Consider the following 17,394-nt stretch of genomic DNA (forward strand, 5'->3'; position numbering starts at 1 on the left):
TTTAAGAAAAATCAAAACCTAACTGAAAATACTAGGAATTATCATGGCAGACAGAACCAATTTGTTGTGGACGGATGCTACTCTGAACGTTGTCACAGGCTGCGAAAAAATTTCGCAGGGCTGCAAGCATTGTTATGCCGAACGCGATTGGGCGCGTAACGCAGCCAAGCCGGGCACTGTGTACTTCGGTCGCAAATTCACTGATGTGATGTGCCATCCTGAGAGACTGGACCAGCCATTGCGCTGGACGCGTCCGCGCAAGATTTTCGTCAACGCTATGTCGGACCTTTTTCACCATGACGTCCCGGACGCCTTCATCGACCAGATGTTTGCGGTGATGGCCCTTTGCCATCTGCTTGGGCGTGGGCACGTATTCCAGATTCTGACAAAGCGCCCGGAGCGCATGTTTTTCTACTTAACGCACCCTGAGGTCAAGTCGCGCATCCTGGCCGAAATGCATAAGCTGGCCCCCAAGTGGGGTGTGAAAATGGTGGGGTTGGTATGGCCTGTACAGAACGCATGGCTAGGCGTTACTGCTGAGCACCAGGAAGCAGCTCTGGAACGTATCGTTTGGTTGCAGAAAACACCTGCGGCCATTCGCTGGGTAAGTGCGGAGCCGCTGATAGGGCCGCTGGACCTGTTATTTGCCCTTGAGAGTGACGCGCTCCCGTCAATCGACTGGGTGGTAGGCGGGGCGGAATCTGGAGATGGCGCGCGCCCGGCCGACTTGCGTTGGTTTCGTGCCTTGCGTGACCAGTGCCGCAAGGCCGGGAAGAAGTTCCTGTTCAAGCAGTGGGGAGCCTGGGCGCCGGCTACCTACGGCGCTCCTGAAGCCACTTGGCGCCTGCATGACGAGGCTACCAAACTACCGCTGGGTGAGTGGCACGCTATGCACGATTTTGGCGGCGGCGTAGGTGCAATCCATGCGGGCAGTTTTGATACCGGCCGCACCCTGGATGGGGAACTGATTGAGGAATACCCCGAGTAATCTCGAGCAGGCCTGGATATGAAAAAACGGCAATCCATATGGGTTGCCGTTTTGTTTTGAGAAGGGTGATTAACCTAGAATGATAGTTGACCCAGAGAGCACATTTTCAATCCGGATACCGCGGCTTTCCAGCTGCTTGTATGCGGCATCTAAGCGAGACCGATTCGTCCAGTAGCCATTCAATCCATCTGCGGCCATGCGTACTTCAACCTGCCAGGCTGCATCATCAAATGGACTGGGAAACATGCGAATATGGACCCAATCATAGCCGTCAGGACCGTCAGCCCGGTTGCACCTTGCCCGAACCTCCCACCAGCTTTCACTTTTTGTAGGGGATACCCGGCGTGGCTTCAGTTTATGCCTGACAGCGCAGCCAAGCGAAGTAAGGATTTCATGTGCTATCCGCAGCATGTATTCATTGAACTTAGCTTGATGTGCGGCCATTCCAGAACCCGCGTCCAGAATCATTTGAGCCCGTTTATACAGCCCTAGGCGGAACAAATCATTGCTTTCCCCCAAGTCCTGCAAGGCAGTGGGAGTCATAGCCGATAGCCATCTCCACATTTCTTCCTCAGTGGCCATATCCTGCCGAGGCATCCCGGCGGGATAAATCAGATACTTCCCTTGGCTTAGTCGAAGGGTGATGTGCGCCGGGCTGCCGGTAGACGTGAAGTAGCAGTAGGCGGGGGAAATAGCCAAGGCATAGTTGTTTGAAATTTCCATGATGTTTCCTCTATTGATGATAGTGACTTAGGTGTATAGCTAGAGGACGCTCATGAAAAAAGCGCCGATGGAAAACCATCAGCGCTTTGAGATGTTGCATTATGAGAGCCAGTTATAGCTCCCGATGATGGATGTCATGATGAAACCCATCTGCATGGCCACCATTCCCCATGTTCTGGTTTTAAGGCCGAACCAGAGCCAGCAGCCATTGGATAGCAGGTAAGCAACGAACCCGTAGCCAGAGTACGCATTATGGCAAGCCAATAATGCAGACCCCGTCATACCAGCAGCAGCTCCCATCCATTCAACCCATTTACCTGGCTTGGAGCCGACCTCGGGCGTGGGTTGCTTAACAGCATCCGACATCCGGGCGCGGCTTAGTTGCATTACCGGGGCATGTAACACCCAAATAACAGCAGCACACACCAGAAACAAGAATACAAATTGCATACAGCCTCCTTATTACCTGCGCATGAGCAGGATGAGCGTCGATTCCATGTCGAAAATGGCTTTTTCAAGTAAGTCGGGTTCCCGCTTGGTGTCCAAGCAAGGAAGCTCCTTGACGCCCTTACCTCCAATCTCACCCCGCAGGTTGTCGTTGAAATACACCTTTCGAACACCAGCTGCTTGCAAAGCTCGAACAGCATAGTTTGCAAAATTGGCCGAATAGCCCACCGTATCATTCAGTTCTTTGAGTACCCGGTTAGCGCGGCGCATGAGGAGATAGCCCTTATGACAGGCATACTCACCAATAACGCCATAGTCGTTCGAGAGGCCAAACTCCCAGGCGTAGCTGGTCGTATGTGATTCGCCTCCCATCTGACAACTCAGGCGCAGGGTAGGGCCGCTATAGCCGAACAATTCGAAGCAATCGATGTAGATGTGGCCGTAACCATGCGCCTGCGATGCACGGACGTACGCATACACCGGGTTTTCCCGTTTTGCCATGATGATTTCTCCCTTAAGCGGCTTCAGCCAGATATTGTTGAACGGATGCGATGTCCCGGCAGGGCAATCCACCTCCTTGGTGGGCAAGTTCGAGGTCGTAGCCTTCAAGTACAGACTGGCCTTCGAAAATGTTACCCAGTAGGTGATGCTTGCAGCCGCATGAATAAACCAAACCCTCTGGGCTTACCAGCGGGGTTTCGCAACAGCACTGCAAATGCTCCGCAGTCGATGTCAGAATGCCGCGAGCAGGCTCTGCAGCGCGCCCAACAGGACTGATGATGGATACGGTACGGATACCGGCGCCACGGCCGTCATTAAGCTCCAAGTAAGACGAAGAGAACCTCGATTGGCTATCCTTGGCGCGTTGATGCTTTTTGAAGGCATCAACAATTTCAGGACGGATGGGGTCGTGATATTCGTCTTGAGATAGTTCGACCGTGACCGGGCGACCCTCCTCGACGTAATCCAACAACTTCCTGACCTTGGTGACCAACTTACCATTGGTCACCACCAGGGGAGGCATATCCAGCTTTCCAGCCTCAAAATACTCCATCGCCTTATCCAGAAATACAAAAAACTCAGGATGAGTCGTAGGCTCGCCGCCACCTATGGTGACGTGGTCGCCCATGGATACTGCCATTTCGAGCGCCGTGATGAACGTGTAACGGTCCATGTTGGTGCCTTTTGCTGTTGCCGAGAAGCAGCAATGCGCACAGGTCATGTTGCACCGGGTGGTAATCTGAATGTACATAATATACCTCTCAATATCAATTTTCGTAAGCTCAATGAAGAGCACATCTGTTCCTGATTGAGTATAGAGAGCGCAAAAATACCCCGTCATAGACGGGGTACGAGTGTTACAACCAAGGATGCCAGGATGCGTTATGCAAGGGCAACACATGAACCAGGAAATCACGTCCACTCGCAAATCGCGGATAGGATTCTTCATGAACATCATGACTGAAATCCCAAGCCGAGATGGAACTGAATTGTGACGCGATGACAGCACTCCAAAGCTCATCCGGCGTGGTTTTTGAGAATAGAACCTCGACTTCCTTATCAAACATTAGGCGGCGATTAGTTACATCCTCAGGAGCACCTACCCGCTCTCTCAACCCCCTTGTTTTGAAATTCTTCGAGGAGTCCAGAGAAATCCGCAGTGCTGGATTTTTACCTTCAAAATCGCGAGCCCATGAGAGCGTTAGATAGCTAAAGGGCTCTTGCGCGAACAATGCCACAGCAAAGTCCAACCAGGCTAACCCGGCCTCCCGAAGAGCCGGCGACTCGATGTCCCAAGGGATTTGTAAATTGAGAATATTAAGGGGCTTGTTCGTATGCAGCATATGTCCTCCGTTATTAAGTTAAGTCCTGAACCAGTATAGAAAACGCAGCAGAGCACGTTGCCGCAATTGAATAAACAGGCTTTTTATGATATATTATTAAGTTAATACATCACTGTCAAACGCATTGCCTGTCGAACTGCGCTATACAGTATCTCGGTTTCTAGTAACGAATTTTTACGGCGCCTTCCTGGTGCCGTTATTAGTTGAAAGGTCTTTGCGCATGTTCGAATCACAACCCTTATCCATTGAATTTTGGAATCGACTGCTTTCACGCTTGGAGGCAGATTTCCTTGCTCGACGTCAATCGCTGCGGGCGCTGCTTACGCCTAAAGCGGCGACTGTTGAAACGCTGTCTGTTGTCCTCGGCCAAACAGCCAGGATGCGTAACCAGGCGGTAGCCGAGTTGAACAACCTGGAAAACCTCCAGCTGCTCATTCAGGCAGTAAGCTCCCAAGTCCGCCAGGTATCCTTTGATGTTGGCATTCCTACGCTCGAGCAGCAGATTTCGACGGTTCGTAATATCATCTCGGTATTTGAAGAGTACATGTGCGGCTTGCCGAGTCGTGTTATCGATGAAGAAGACATTAACCATGCGGCCACGCAATACACAGCCCTGCGTTCCAGCGGTACCGGTGAGGCGGCCACGACCGAACGCCAGCGACTGCGCAGCATTACCCGCGAATTGCGCGTTTTTGGTAGTGAGGACAGCGGCGAATACGAGACCTCCACGCGTAACATGCAGACCACGCTCGACCAATGGGACGCTGATTTGCAATCCTTGCGCGTGAGCACCTTGTTGTCCGTTCGAGTCACCCCAGAATTGGCTGAGCTGCTTTCCAGTTTCGGCGTGGCTGTTTACGAGATGGCGCTGCCTCCGGCGGAGGAGGGTGGTAACTCCAAGCAACCTGAAGAAACCGTCGAAACGGCTACAGAAGGGGCTGTTGCTTAATGAATGTCTCCTATGAGGAGGCGGTCAAGCGAGGCTGGATAAAGCCAAGCGAGGTTCCGAAAAAGGCCCGCCCGACGAAGGCCCGCAAGGCTGAGCTGGAAGGCGAAGAGCAAGCCCAGCTCATCAAGCTTTTCCGGCAGCTTTTCCCGGCCGAGGGGCCGCTCCTCATACATATCCCCAACGGCGGTTCTCGCAAGAACGCATTTGAAGGATGGCGACTCAAGGAGCAGGGGGTACGCGCCGGTGTAAGCGACCTGATGCTGCCTGTGGCTCGAGGAGGATTCTTCGGGCTGTGGATTGAGTTTAAAGCCGCGCCGCCGAATGATGCCGGCGTCTCAGACTCTCAGAAGGATTGGGTCGCTTTGATGCGCGCCCAAGGCTACCAGGCTGAGGTATGTTTGGGGGTTGAAGCGGCGATTGCAGTGTTGGAAGCTTATATGCGCTTACCGGCTACTGTGGTGGCCTAAATCCACTAAGCCATACAGCGGGACAAAACTAAAAGGGCTGAAATATTCAGCCCTTTTTTAGTTAGCACCCAGGGTGCTTTGGCGTGAAGAACTCTACCGGCGGCGTGAAATGCATCACACCTGAGTCCATCGGCGTGATTGCGTCGGTAGCCTTCTTGATGATGGCCCCTTCGTTCGTGTTGATGTCCTGGCTTACCGTATCATCCGATACGACAATGTGGCCGTCATACACAAAGACGTGCACGCCATCCTCCAATCCATCACACGAACCATTGCCGCAAAGCATGGCTGAATAATCCGTGCCTCGAATCCCGATAGTTGCCGTAGGCGTCTTCAGGGCATAATTGTCGTGGTTTTTCTTACCAATCAACCCAGACACAGTGCGCAGGCCGCCCTTCAGGATGGAGGTAAAGCTAACCCCTTCTTCCGGCGCTACAGCTGCAAACTTGTAATTATCGATACGAAATGCACTGTTTGGCTTGAGGTACACCACTTGGCCGTCAGCCATTACCAGAGTTGCATCTGTGGTCTTGCCGGTTAGAACGACGTCCCCTTGCTCGAAGGCGGAGCCTTCTGAAGCCAGGCTGACATGTTGGTCTGGATGGCGGATGGAAACCAAGGGTCCCGCTTTCTTAATCGTCCCCACTGCTTCGGCATACGCCGACTGACTCACGAAGGCGGCCGCCACCAGCGCCGCTATCGAGATTGCTTTCTTAACTACATGCACGACAGTTCTCCTTTAGCGCGCCCCTGGTCAACCTGGAGCGGCGTCTGTGGTGCAGACACGCCATACACCGGGGTTTGAATTGCAGTCGTCAGCACGTTGGATAACAGGTTTGTTTCCGGCACGCTGAGCACCGGGAGGCTAGGAGTTGGCACTGGCGTGACCGGAACAACAACTGGAGCAGCCAGAATTGAAAACTGGCCATTTGTGAAGTTCAGGTTGTAGTCACCAGAAGCGGACAGGGTGCCTTGACGAATGACGTACTGGCCCACTGCTTCCCCAGCATCCCGGGTCAGGCCGCCGGATAGCGTGTCACCGTTCACCAAACTGCCTGATGAGACGGTATAGCTAAAAATCGGGTCATTTCCACCAAAAGTCTTGCTGGCGGGGTCTGCTGTGACCCCAATATTTCGCTTATTTACCGTCAGCGTATTCCCAACGAAGGTCAGCGAGTAGTCGCTGGAGGCCGAGAGTGTGCCTTGGGTGATGTTATAGGTGCCGACATGTTCGCCCGTTTGGCGGGTAAGACCACCTGTGAGACTGTCAGAGCCCACTAGAGAGCCTGTCGTAATGGCATAGCTCAAGGTTGGGTCGCCATTCCCATAGGTCTTGCTCTGTGCGCCAGCCGTTACCGTAATGCCACGCTGGGTGATACTGTAGGTTCCCCCAACATAGGTCAGCGCATAGTCGCTGCTTGCGGCTAGCGTGCCCTGGGTGATGCTGTAGTTACCGACATGCACCCCCGTCTGGTTAAGGGCGCCAGTGAGGCTGTCCGTACCAACGAGAGAACCTGTAGTTACCGAGTAGGTGAGGGGCTGGGTCGGGTCACCGTAGACACTAGTTTGGTTGGCAGCGGTCACCGTAATCCCCCGCTGATTAACGGTAAGGGTGCCCGTGGTATTCCCGGTTGAAGCCAATGTGTAGTTGCCTGCTGCGGAGCCAGTCAAGCCCGTCAAGGTTTCAACATACGTGCCCGCATGCAAGGTCTGGTTGGGGTTGATTGAGGTCCCGTTCAGAGTCAGTCCCTGCGTGGCCCCTACCGCGGTCAAATCAGCAGCAATAACGCCATTGAGAGTGTAGCTGCCGAAGGAAGTGACATCCCCATATGTAATGCTATTGTTCGTGGTTGTGTAGGTAATGGATTTTGGGGTAATGGCGTACGTTGCCGGCGAACCAGTCATTTGAATCTGGTAGCCAAGGTTGCTAGCCAGATTGCTCGCAATGAAGTTATAGGTTCCAACATTACTGCCTGCCGCGCGGGTCAGGCTGCCAGAAATAGAATCATCCGCGACATCGTTGAACAAGTAACCGGACAACGTGTAGCCAAGCACCCCGTCACCAGCGGTATCGGTGCCATCATAGGTGCGCGATTGTCCCGTACCAGGGGTTACCGTCAAGGTGGGTGCGTTCTGAAATACGAAGCGATTGCCGGTCAGGCCGGTCAGCGCCGCGCTATTTGGGCCGCAGGCCGCATACGTGCAACCGTAGCGACCGTTACCAGCCAGTCCGTTAGTAACGATGGAGGCGTAGTCACTGCTGTAGATGAGCCAGTTTGCCCCAGCGGTACCAAGTGAGATAGCTGCGCTTCCGTTGTTGGATTGATTCCGGAATACGCCATCGGATTGAAGAACCAGCGCGTTACCAGCACCGCTCAAGTTGAGCTGTGATGCGGCGCCCAGCGTAAGGTCTCCCGCGGTCGTAATCGTCGCTGTGGTCGCGGACACTACGCCGTTGAGGGTCAGGCCTACCCCGGCATTAGCCAAGAGGAAGTTGCCTGTAGAAACGTTTCCGAGGGCCGCGACAGAATTACTTGCAGTCGAAAGGTCGGCATTCGCAGCCGTGACAGAAAGCGAGTTCACGCCGGTGATGCCATCCGTTTGTGAGACATTTCCACCTGCGGTGAGATTCAGATTGCCGCCATTGGCATTAATGCCTGCGATGCCATCCACCGTCGTGATGCTCAGCGCACCCGTCGTGGTCACTGCGATGGACTGACCCGAGCCGGCTGCATCGATGGCGATAGCGCCAACGGAGTTATTCCCTGTGAGGTCGACCGCCTGGCCGACCGCTGACACCGAAAGCGAGCCTGCTTGAATGAGGCCTTTGGTTGTGCCTAGTTCGGAAACACTACCCGTAATCGAGACCTTGCCGGTACCTGCATTCAGTATGGAAGAATTTAACAGCTGGGTGCCCGTTTGAGTTCCGATTGCGACACCTCCAAGGGCGTTCACCGTACTGCCAATCGTGAGGCTATTGGCGTTCGAAACGTTGAAGGCGCCTCCATTGGTATCAATAGCCGCATTAATGGCTACGGTTCCCGTGCCCCCCGCGCCGGGCGTCGATTTGTTCGCAAAGAAGTTAAGGTCAAGAGTGCCTGCGGTCGAGCTGATGCCCGCATTGACCGTGATGCTGTTATCCGCCTGGAAAGACAAGCTTGCGTTACCGCCAGCCGTCTTGGTTATCGCGGCGCTTACGGTAATGTTGCCCGCCTCGGCACCACCCGCGTTTGTCGTGTCCACCACCACGGAGGTGCCGCCATTCAGGATGGAACTGATGGCTCCAGCGCCGATTTGGGAGGTGCTACCGGTAGGAGAGTAGGTGATGGGGTTTGTGCCCGTATTGGTAGAGGCATTCCCAACGACGCCAGAGACAATTTCGATATTGTAGGGGTCGATAAGCCAAGTGCCGTCCTTGGCCTCGATAGACGCACCAGAGGCATCGAGGTAGCCAGCAGAGGTTTCGATGAACCCGCTGCCACCATTAGCAGTTAATGAGCCACCTACCGTGCCGGTATTGTCTGACTTCAGCTTGATGGTCCCGCCTTGCGTGCCGGCGCCATCCCCGTTCGCAGTAATCACGGAGGTGCTGGTGGTTTGTAAGGAGCTGTTGGCGCCTTGGGCAACAAGATACACATGCCCACCACTCGATTGCAGGCCAGATGCTGAAATAGCACCGCTATTGGAGACATCCAGTCCAACCAGGCCAATGACGCCATGCTCTGCGATGAGTTGACCCATATTTACTGCGGAACCAGCGGGAGCTTTAACCGTGACATACGTCCCCGGCTGGGCAGAGTCTGCAAGCGTCACCGAGTTGCCGGCGGCGAGCCAGATTTCACCATTTTGCGCGTGAATTACGCCTGAGTTCTCGACTGCCTGCCCCAAAAGCACAATGCGGCCGCCAGAGGGCGTTTCAAGAAATGCCGCGTTACTCACCTTGGCCGTGCTATCCCCAGAAAAGGCATAGTTTCCTGCCAGAAAATCAGCGTTCTTGATATCCAGTGTGGAGGCGACGAGACCGCCTACATTCACCTGGGCGCCTTGGCCAAAAACGATGCCGTTCGGGTTAACCAGGAACACGCGACCATTAGCTTGCAGCTGCCCGAGTATGACCGATGGGTCTTGGCCAACCACACGGTTAAGGACCGTGGCGGATGCGGAGGGTTGCAGGAACTGGGTGACTTCATTTTGATTAATCGAGAAGCTACCCCAGTTGATGATGGCCTTGTCGGAGGCTGTCACCTTCAGCGTACTTCCAACTTGCTGGAGGTTGACCACGCCAGAAACGACGGATGCTCCAGTGGGATTGGCTAGCGCCGTGCTGGAGAGCAGTGACGCAATAATGGCTGCGATAGCCTTGGGGCGAAAATTCGTTGTAGTCATGGTTAAAACCTGTAAGACACGCTGAAATGAACACTCCAGCCACCTTTGTCCGTGGTGGAGTTTTGAAGGCTGGTCATCGCCTTGGCGACATCAGCTCGAGCGACAATAGGGGAGACGCCATCGCCATAGGTGACGCCCGCACCAACGCTTGCCAGCTTGTCATGGCTGACTTCACCAGGGAGGGCCTTATTGCGATAGCCTTCGCCAATATCAGCGAATACGCGGCCAACCCAACGCGGACCAACGGGAAGCGCATGCGAAATTTCAGCTGTTGCCGAATAACCGCTATCCTGAGCCACGGCACGTTCCGAATAACCGCGCACCGAGGACGCGCCACCCAATCCAAACTGCTCACCCGCAGGAAGCGCATTTGGGGTGTACTGCCCAGTCGCCAAGACCCTTAACCTGAAATTTGCCAGGGCGACCACGCGCTCCCAAGTGCCACGCAAGATGCGATAGTCGGAAACGGCGCCACTTCGAACTTGAGATAAATCGGCACCCGCCATCCCCTGTGTGAGGGAGGCGTCGCCACGCCAATCCTTGCGGGTTACTCGCAGGCCTGCCGTGATTGGAATGAGGTGGTAGTCCGGCGTCAACGTTATTTCTTGGCCGCCATACGTGGTCGTAGAGTGGTATTCACGTGCTTCTACGCCGCCATAGTATTCATGGCTGCCCTTATCCTGGTCTGGAATGAACTTGGTGAGCTTTACCCCAAGGGAAGAGCCGCCGCCCGCAAGGGTCAGGGGGCCTACGTCGCCGATATTGGCCTTCGAGGTTGCGCCATAAAGGTCTGCAATAAGACCAGAGGCCATGAAGGGTACCCGCACCCCAGCCACCATCGCATGGACAGCATCAGGCTTTTCCACCGAGGCTACCAATGCCGCATACACAGAGCTTGTCGCCCCCATCGGGCTTTTAATCAGGTAAGTGGCTCGATGCTGCCCGGTCCGCTGTGTTCCCGTGTTATCAAGCATCAACCATTGCTGAGTCGTAATTGGGTCACCCTCAACCTTCAACGAGGTTGCGCCATGCTCAGCGGCACCCCAGATATGGTCATGAGGCTTTGATAAGTCGGCCAGCAACAACAGGTCCGTCTCCACCCCCTCACGGTCAAGCGGAGCCCCTTCTTTAGCCGATGGGAAGTAAGGCATAAGCGCAGGGTTGATATCCACCTTGCCAAACAGCTTTTTCTCGATGTTGATATGCACTTGGCCCGTAGAGATGTCTTGCGCGGGCAACACGGCGACCCATCCGGGATGTGAGGCGTCAAGCACCCTTTGGACAGCCTGACGCGCGGCGTCGAGGTCGCTGAAAGAAACTTCGGGCCCGGTATACTGGGACAGGTAAGAGGTGTCCATGCCGTCCGGCAGCACATAGCCAGTCACGCGAGCTGTGGGGTTGGTTTCATCTGCTGCTGAGGCGTACACCGCAGAAGCGCATAGCGCCATAATGGCGGCAACAATAGCCGTGTTCTTCAAGGGGAATCCCTTTGTATTGATTTATAAATTAATATAGCACATTATGACTATTTTTGCAAGGTTAACATTCCGCAAAACGCGGAATAGCAATATACTGCTGGATGAACGCTCACCTTCAAAATTGCAGCTGTCATACCAAGCTTGGATTAGCCAGGGCGGTAGCTGGGCTCTATTGCTGCATGGCGCAAGAGCGAAAACAAGCCATGCATCAAGACGCGCTTCTGCTCATTGAGCGGCAACGGCAACAGCGCACGATTAACGAGCGCTTCGAGAGGTTTATGGCGGGTGTGTTAGCCGACCAACGGCGTGTTAACTATTAGTTACTCAGCGCTGGTGGGCAGTATGCCTGAAACGGATTGCTGCACTTTTTGAGGCAAGAGAACAACCATATTTTTGGCCGGGATGCACAATCCCATCCCCAGTGTCCCTGAGTACATCTGTATGGACAGAATGGTGGAACCACTAGAGAGTAGGTCGGAAAGAACCTGACTCTGCCCCTCGGGTAAGGTGGCTAGCAGTGAATTCACGTTGTCGGCGGACATGGCGCTGTCCGAGCAGCCTTCCTCGGGCAAATCTGCTGTCTTGATGCCGCTGGCTGAGGCGGCGGCCTTCAGGGCCATCGACCCCAGCCCAGATATCAATCCTTCTTGTTGCGCCGCGGCAACCGTCTCGGCAGGTGCCGCCGGGCCTCCCATTTTTTCAATGAGTGAATAAGCCCCAAATGCGGCCAATCCAAGGATGATAAGCATAAATCTAATCATGGTCTGCGCCAAACTCCCTGGATGGCATTATTTACGCTTAGCAGCGTTTCGAAGGGACCGTATTGCCGACAGCAAGGCGGCTCTGTTTTCCATCAAAACCTTCGTTTCGCGAATGACGCCCGCGAGCTCCTTATAGTGCTCCTCGCCTCGGGATAGCGCTCGGACAGGGTCTCGTGACTGTGCGTCAAGATTGGTGCAAACCAGCCGTGGCGGCTTACTCCCTTCTTGCTGCGTCCAGAAATATTTCACCCACCTCGGATGAGGACAGCCGGTACATCCGGGCCCGCAAGGATAGAGTTCGAGACAGATGGAGCCAGACGCAACAGGTTGCAATGATTTAATGGTGTCATGCAACTCAATGAGTCTTGAGTTTTGCTGATTCAGCTTGTCTAAGACTTGGTGAAAGAACTGCTCAGCCTTGGTCTCCGCTGCTACGGCGGATTCGCGTGCCTGGACAACGTCAGTCATGCTGTCTCCGAGGCCAGATTTAGACGACGGGCAATTTCTTCCGCATAAACACGACGCTGAGCCTCATCGCTGAAATCACCAATGATGCGCAACCTCACGTCATGCGTGAAATCATTACTTTCTAAATGGCTGCCCGATGCATCGACCGACCAGGGGCCGCGCTCTACAATAAATGGGCGACCCAAAGCCGCTTCCAGCGCTGAGACACGTTCGCGCAAATGGTTGAGTTCAACCACCGCAGGATGTAAGTCGTGAAGTCCGTAATACATGACGAGCAAATGTTGGTAGAGGATTATGAGCGTATAGCGCGCTCGAGTTGTCTAGCCACAAATGAAAAACCCCGACTAATCGGGGCTTGTTGCAAGGCTGGTTTAGTACACGCCACCCGCTCGGGATTGACCGGTCAGCAGCAGGTGAAAGCTGGCGCCTAGCCGGGAAGGAGCTTCGTAATCGGCCTCACCCAGGTCGATTTCGACCAATGTTTTTTGCCGCTTGGGCTCAGGGCGAGGTTGCGGATTTTCGTTAACACGATTCGGGTTAACAGTGAATGCGCGCTGATTAACGTGTCTAGCCATGCGAGGATATCTCCTTAGTGAACTTTTTGAGCCGTATTGGTCAGGCTCAGGTTGGGGTTCAACACCGGCACGGCGTACTGCAAGTTGCCGCAATGCTGGCACGAGACTGTTTGAATAGGGTCATGGCGAAGTTGAATCACTTGCATGCCCATTTCATTCAGAATGCGTGACGTCATGCCGACGATGTGACCATGAGGGTCGTCGTAATCTACCTGCATGCTGAGCGTAGCCATGTAGGCGCCGGTAAGGCGCGATACAAGGGATACACCCAAGACATAGGTATCATCCATTTGTTTGGTGACATAAGGAGCAACCAGGGCCGCCAAGGCATTGGGCAGCACATTCAACTGGTCGCAGAGGCCGGTCATCATTTCGCGAATACGAACATCAATGAAGATGCGCTCACCGGCCGGCATGCCGGCCGCGTAGGATTCCGGGGTCGGGGCAACATGAATTGCGAAATCAGTTAGGTCGACGGATTGGGCAGTCAGGCTGTCTGAAATCCACTTCTGGACTCGATGCATAACGCGTTCATCTGCGGCCGGAGGCTCAACCGCCACACCAGGAGCGTGGCGCGTAATAAACGGAAGGAAGTACAAGGCAGCGCCCGGCAGAGGGGCTGGCACAGAAGCGTCGCCTACAAACTTGATGTTAGCTGTCTGGCCACGCACCAGTGCCATTGCCTGATGGGGTAATTTGATGAGTGCGCCGATATCGGCTTGCTTGACCTGCTCAGAGGACAGGAGCATTGGCATCACATAGGTCCAACCGCGGTTGCGATTAACGCCCATCTGCGCCTGAATATAGGAGGTTGCCTTCAAGCCGTTAATGGATTCGGTCTCGAGGGGAATAATAGAGGCGGTTGCTACAGGGCGGGACACCACCACAGGCAGAAGCCACAAACCCAGCATCGAACCATCGTCGAGTTGGCAAAAACTTACCGCACGGTCTACAGTGGTACCCAGCTCCTTTGCCAACGTTTCCGGGCAGCTATCGATAGCATCCAGCAATTCCTTTGGAGTAATCCCAGCCAGTACGGCTTCCTGAATGTGAGCGGCAGCGGAGGTGATGGCAACAGCACAATCATCTTCATTGCGGGAAGCCGCAATCGCTTCCAGGGCAGCAGTTAAAGAAGAAGGTGTAAGAGTTGATACCGAGCGTGACATATGAACTATTCCTCTATTTTCAAATATAATTTATCTGTAACAAATTCACATAAAGCTGCAAAACGTGGAACGAATGATATACCATGTAACGCTTATTTGTCAAGCGTAAAAGCGAAAACCAATAAACTTACTACATGCTGTCACGCCAACGTTACATAAAATGCACTAAGATGGTGCAACATGACATCGGGGTTAACATTAATCGTTACAGGCCCGACCTTTAAAATTACGTCGCGTGTAACGTATACGTGACAAAGGGCGCCAAGTTTCCTTGACACCCTTGTCGTGAGGCCGAATTTTTGTTGGATTAATCTTGCTCGGACCAAACCGGCTGCCCGGCCCCCCATCCAAAGTTAGCCTGTTGTTTCCGACGATGCTCCAGGTCGGTTTGGCATTTAACGCATCGAATCTTACCCAAGGCCAATCGGTCTTTTGGGATTTCATCTCCGCATTCCAGGCAATTCTCCCCATCGAAGTCAGGATGAGATTCTGGCGCCGAGGCGCGGCGAGCCGCGGCAATAGCTCCTTCGGTGAGGGTTGCAGCTAAGGCGGTGGCCTCATCGATAGGGTCGGCGTGACGCTCTTGCATTTTGAAACTTCCTTAAAGCTCAGCCATGCCCAGCTGGCCGATGGATAAGAAGCAACCCGGCAGAGGCCGGGTCTTAATCAGGCTGGGAGCGCCCTGGGCGACGCTCGTCAGTTGAAAGGTATAGTGCTAATGCTTCAACCCCAGTAAAGATGGGCTATCCCATAAGTTGACGTTTTATGCATTTGGTGGTATAATTGGCCTATACCTTGTAATACCTCGGCTCCTACGAGGCATTTCTTTGACCAAGGAACCACGTGTCTAAATCTACTCTTATCATTGCCGAGAAACCGTCGGTAGCTAAGGCGCTTGCCGCCTGGTTGGCAGATACCTTCGGCCTTACTGTGCGGTCAGCTGGCTCACATATCGTTGTTGGCCACTACAACGTTTCCTGGTTGTTCGGGCACGTGCTCGAGAACATCGAGCCCCACGAATACGATGCACGGTTCAAGGCTTGGTCTTTCGACCACCTGCCCATCATTCCTGAGAAATGGCAGCTAAAGCCACGGGTTGACCGTGAAACCGGTAAGCCTGACAGCGGGAAGATGGCTCAAATTAAAGCCCTGAAGTCGCTGCTCGATTCGGCTACCGAGGTGATTGGATTAGGCGACCCTGACCAAGAGGGCCAACTCCTGCAGGATGAGTTCCTGATTTGGGCGGGCTGCAAGGTCCCGGTCAACCGCTTGTGGCTATCCGCCGTGGACGATGCCACCATTGCCAAGGCGTGGAAGGACATCAAGCCTAATGAGCATTACAAGGGCTATTACTGGATGGCTCTGGCCCGGTCACACGCAGACTGGCTCTACGGAATTAATGGTACCCGTGCCTGCACGCTTTCATCCCAGATGAATGGCGGCAATGCCACGCTTACCTTAGGCCGCGTTCAGACACCGACCCTTGCGCTCATCGTTTTCCGTGAGTGGGAAATCAGACATTTCAAGCCGGTCAATTACTTCACCCCATTTATCCATCTCGCTACAACCCCTCAGTTCCGCGCGGCATGGTACCCGGACAAAGAAGATTCAAGGCTGGATTCAGAAGGGCGGTTACTCGACCGTAAGGTTGCGGATGGGATTGTGTCCGCGTGCAAGGCTGCCGCTACGGCAACCGTAAAGGATGTCCAGTCGGATAAGGGCCGAGAAAATCCGCCGCTGCCTTTCTCGTTGTCGTCGCTGCAGGAGCACCTCTCACGACGGTATGGCATCGGGGTGCAGGACACCCTGAAGTACGCCCAGAGCCTGTACGAAAAGAAAATTGCGACCTACCCACGTACCGATTGCGAATACTTGCCGGTTTCCCAGCATGCGGAAGCTTCGGATATCGTTCGCAGCATCGATAGTGCCAGTTCGCGGTTGCCCGCTATCGGGGGTGCTGCTGGCAAAGCCAACACCACCCTCAAGTCCAGGGCTTTCAACGACAAGAATGTGACAGCGCACCACGCCATTGTGCCTCGGCCGGTCACCACCTCTCAATTGGTGGGACTATCCAGCCAGGAACTGTTGGTGTGGACTGAAATCGCAAAACGCTATCTGCTTCAGTTCTTCCCTGCGGCGGAATTCCTAACCACTGAAATCCTGCTGGAGTGCGCCAAGGAAGCTTTCAAAGTCACTGGTAAAGTGTATACCTCCCGCGGTTGGAAAGACGCCTTCACATCCCCGGATGACAAGGAGGAAGAAGAGGCCGCTGGCAGCGTGACCCTGCCGAAAGTGGCGAAGGGCGACGTGCTGAAGGTCAAGGATGCGGGTTTCGACAGCACCACGACCAAGCCTCCCAAGCGATTTACTGAAGGTACGCTCGTCGCCGCAATGAAGTCGGTGCACAAGTTTGTGACCGACCCAAAACTCAAGGCTATTTTGCGTGAAAACGTCGGTATTGGTACCGAAGCCACGCGTGCCAATGTGATTGGTGAATTGTTCGGCCGCAAGTTCATTACGCTTGAAAAGAAGGAAATCAAGCCGACGGAGTTGGGTGAACAACTCATTCAGGTATTGCCGAAGCAGATTTCTGCGCCGGACATGACCGCCCTTTGGCAGCAGGCGATGGATGACATTCGCAAGGTTGGCGAAAAAGGCTATCTCGACTTCATCGCCGCTCAGAAAAAGTGGCTGACCGAGTTGGTCAAGGAAGTGCCAGTCTGGTTTGCGGGCAAGTCGATGATGGCAGCTGGAAAGAAGTCTGGCCTCACCATTGAAGCTTCAGCGCAGAAGTGCACCAAATGCGGCAGCGCGCTGAACCGGGTGAAAGGCAAGTTCGGCTGGTTCTTTGGCTGCACCAACGCTGCTTGTAAAACAACCTTCAAGGATGTCGATGGCAAGCCGGTCGAAAAAGCAGCCCTCCCTAAAGACCCCGTAATTATCGGTGGCTACGAATCCGGGGCGGTGTGCCCTAAGTGCAAGAAGGGGGAGTTGCAACTGCGCGTATGCGGACCGGCTAGCAAGGCGCCCGGTCGCCAGTTCTTGAGTTGCTCCAATTACTTCGCCAAGGGTAAGGCGAAGTGCGAGCACAGCATCTGGCCCGATACCAAATAACCAACCAGGCCGGCGGACGCCGGCCTTT

17 protein-coding genes are annotated in these 17,394 nt (G+C 54.2%); 4 read left to right on the top strand and 13 right to left on the bottom strand.

The genetic code is table 11. The annotated features are described in order from the left end of the window. Positions 1–43: 43 nt before the first annotated feature. Positions 44–988 carry a DUF5131 family protein gene (locus tag NMK_RS09605; protein WP_109015533.1) on the top strand — a complete coding sequence of 315 codons (945 nt, stop codon included), beginning with the start codon at positions 44–46 and terminating at the stop codon, positions 986–988. Positions 989–1,057: 69 nt separating this feature from the next. Here the strand turns inward: NMK_RS09605 and NMK_RS09610 are convergent, their stop codons facing one another. The 5 genes from NMK_RS09610 to NMK_RS18505 form a co-directional block, all read right to left on the bottom strand. Further along, positions 1,058–1,711, bottom strand: coding sequence for a hypothetical protein (locus tag NMK_RS09610; protein ID WP_109015534.1), 654 nt, complete (start codon positions 1,709–1,711; stop codon positions 1,058–1,060). 99 nt (positions 1,712–1,810) lie between these two features. Next, positions 1,811–2,161, bottom strand: a complete 351-nt coding sequence (locus tag NMK_RS09615) for a hypothetical protein (protein ID WP_227871444.1) — start codon at positions 2,159–2,161, stop codon at positions 1,811–1,813. Between the two features lie 12 nt (positions 2,162–2,173). Continuing rightward, complete coding sequence (locus NMK_RS09620; protein WP_109015535.1) at positions 2,174–2,659, bottom strand: hypothetical protein; 486 nt, start codon at positions 2,657–2,659, stop codon at positions 2,174–2,176. Between the two features lie 13 nt (positions 2,660–2,672). Further along, entirely contained in the window at positions 2,673–3,410 is a 738-nt protein-coding gene (locus NMK_RS09625) for a radical SAM protein (RefSeq protein ID WP_181376224.1), read from the bottom strand. Between the two features lie 106 nt (positions 3,411–3,516). Continuing rightward, complete coding sequence (locus NMK_RS18505; RefSeq protein ID WP_181376225.1) at positions 3,517–4,002, bottom strand: hypothetical protein; 486 nt, start codon at positions 4,000–4,002, stop codon at positions 3,517–3,519. A 220-nt stretch (positions 4,003–4,222) separates the two neighbouring features. On the opposite strand from NMK_RS18505, the gene NMK_RS09630 reads away from it, so the two are divergent. Continuing rightward, positions 4,223–4,951, top strand: a complete 729-nt coding sequence (locus NMK_RS09630) for a hypothetical protein (RefSeq protein WP_109015537.1) — start codon at positions 4,223–4,225, stop codon at positions 4,949–4,951. Further along, positions 4,951–5,418, top strand: coding sequence for a VRR-NUC domain-containing protein (locus tag NMK_RS09635; RefSeq protein WP_227871445.1), 468 nt, complete (start codon positions 4,951–4,953; stop codon positions 5,416–5,418). The genes NMK_RS09630 and NMK_RS09635 overlap by 1 nt, the downstream gene beginning before the upstream one ends. A gap of 61 nt (positions 5,419–5,479) precedes the next feature. Here the strand turns inward: NMK_RS09635 and NMK_RS09640 are convergent, their stop codons facing one another. The 8 genes from NMK_RS09640 to NMK_RS09680 form a co-directional block, all read right to left on the bottom strand. Next, positions 5,480–6,145 carry a FecR family protein gene (locus tag NMK_RS09640; protein ID WP_109015538.1) on the bottom strand — a complete coding sequence of 222 codons (666 nt, stop codon included), beginning with the start codon at positions 6,143–6,145 and terminating at the stop codon, positions 5,480–5,482. Beyond that, positions 6,136–9,804, bottom strand: a complete 3,669-nt coding sequence (locus NMK_RS09645) for a beta strand repeat-containing protein (RefSeq protein ID WP_109015539.1) — start codon at positions 9,802–9,804, stop codon at positions 6,136–6,138. The genes NMK_RS09640 and NMK_RS09645 overlap by 10 nt, the downstream gene beginning before the upstream one ends. Positions 9,805–9,806: 2 nt before the next feature. Beyond that, complete coding sequence (locus NMK_RS09650; protein ID WP_109015540.1) at positions 9,807–11,282, bottom strand: ShlB/FhaC/HecB family hemolysin secretion/activation protein; 1,476 nt, start codon at positions 11,280–11,282, stop codon at positions 9,807–9,809. A 320-nt stretch (positions 11,283–11,602) separates the two neighbouring features. Further along, positions 11,603–12,031: a hypothetical protein gene (locus NMK_RS09655; protein ID WP_146187160.1), complete on the bottom strand. Its 429-nt coding sequence runs from the start codon at positions 12,029–12,031 to the stop codon at positions 11,603–11,605. A gap of 476 nt (positions 12,032–12,507) precedes the next feature. Next, complete coding sequence (locus tag NMK_RS09665) at positions 12,508–12,780, bottom strand: hypothetical protein (protein ID WP_109015543.1); 273 nt, start codon at positions 12,778–12,780, stop codon at positions 12,508–12,510. A 102-nt stretch (positions 12,781–12,882) separates the two neighbouring features. Beyond that, positions 12,883–13,086, bottom strand: coding sequence for a hypothetical protein (locus NMK_RS09670; protein WP_109015544.1), 204 nt, complete (start codon positions 13,084–13,086; stop codon positions 12,883–12,885). A gap of 14 nt (positions 13,087–13,100) precedes the next feature. Beyond that, the gene (locus NMK_RS09675) at positions 13,101–14,252 is read right to left on the bottom strand and encodes a hypothetical protein (protein ID WP_109015545.1); all 1,152 of its coding nucleotides are present in this window, start codon (positions 14,250–14,252) and stop codon (positions 13,101–13,103) included. A 307-nt stretch (positions 14,253–14,559) separates the two neighbouring features. Continuing rightward, the gene (locus NMK_RS09680; RefSeq protein WP_109015546.1) at positions 14,560–14,841 is read right to left on the bottom strand and encodes a TraR/DksA C4-type zinc finger protein; all 282 of its coding nucleotides are present in this window, start codon (positions 14,839–14,841) and stop codon (positions 14,560–14,562) included. Positions 14,842–15,095: 254 nt separating this feature from the next. On the opposite strand from NMK_RS09680, the gene NMK_RS09685 reads away from it, so the two are divergent. After that, positions 15,096–17,366: a DNA topoisomerase 3 gene (locus tag NMK_RS09685; RefSeq protein WP_109015547.1), complete on the top strand. Its 2,271-nt coding sequence runs from the start codon at positions 15,096–15,098 to the stop codon at positions 17,364–17,366. The last annotated feature ends 28 nt before the right edge of the window (positions 17,367–17,394 follow it).

It is taken from the genome of Novimethylophilus kurashikiensis (genome assembly GCF_003112435.1).
Taxonomy (GTDB): domain Bacteria; phylum Pseudomonadota; class Gammaproteobacteria; order Burkholderiales; family Methylophilaceae; genus Novimethylophilus; species Novimethylophilus kurashikiensis.

Bases quoted from the DNA above. Each gene is read 5' to 3' on its own strand.
- NMK_RS09675 (WP_109015545.1), bottom strand. From the start codon at position 14,252: ATGTCACGCTCGGTATCAACTCTTACACCTTCTTCTTTAACTGCTGCC.
- NMK_RS09655 (WP_146187160.1), bottom strand. From the start codon at position 12,031: ATGCTTATCATCCTTGGATTGGCCGCATTTGGGGCTTATTCACTCATT.
- NMK_RS09670 (WP_109015544.1), bottom strand. From the start codon at position 13,086: ATGGCTAGACACGTTAATCAGCGCGCATTCACTGTTAACCCGAATCGT.
- NMK_RS09635 (WP_227871445.1), top strand. From the start codon at position 4,951: ATGAATGTCTCCTATGAGGAGGCGGTCAAGCGAGGCTGGATAAAGCCA.
- NMK_RS09665 (WP_109015543.1), bottom strand. From the start codon at position 12,780: ATGTATTACGGACTTCACGACTTACATCCTGCGGTGGTTGAACTCAAC.
- NMK_RS09610 (WP_109015534.1), bottom strand. From the start codon at position 1,711: ATGGAAATTTCAAACAACTATGCCTTGGCTATTTCCCCCGCCTACTGC.
- NMK_RS09645 (WP_109015539.1), bottom strand. From the start codon at position 9,804: ATGACTACAACGAATTTTCGCCCCAAGGCTATCGCAGCCATTATTGCG.
- NMK_RS09680 (WP_109015546.1), bottom strand. From the start codon at position 14,841: ATGCAAGAGCGTCACGCCGACCCTATCGATGAGGCCACCGCCTTAGCT.
- NMK_RS09630 (WP_109015537.1), top strand. From the start codon at position 4,223: ATGTTCGAATCACAACCCTTATCCATTGAATTTTGGAATCGACTGCTT.
- NMK_RS09605 (WP_109015533.1), top strand. From the start codon at position 44: ATGGCAGACAGAACCAATTTGTTGTGGACGGATGCTACTCTGAACGTT.
- NMK_RS18505 (WP_181376225.1), bottom strand. From the start codon at position 4,002: ATGCTGCATACGAACAAGCCCCTTAATATTCTCAATTTACAAATCCCT.
- NMK_RS09625 (WP_181376224.1), bottom strand. From the start codon at position 3,410: ATGTACATTCAGATTACCACCCGGTGCAACATGACCTGTGCGCATTGC.
- NMK_RS09615 (WP_227871444.1), bottom strand. From the start codon at position 2,161: ATGCAATTTGTATTCTTGTTTCTGGTGTGTGCTGCTGTTATTTGGGTG.
- NMK_RS09620 (WP_109015535.1), bottom strand. From the start codon at position 2,659: ATGGCAAAACGGGAAAACCCGGTGTATGCGTACGTCCGTGCATCGCAG.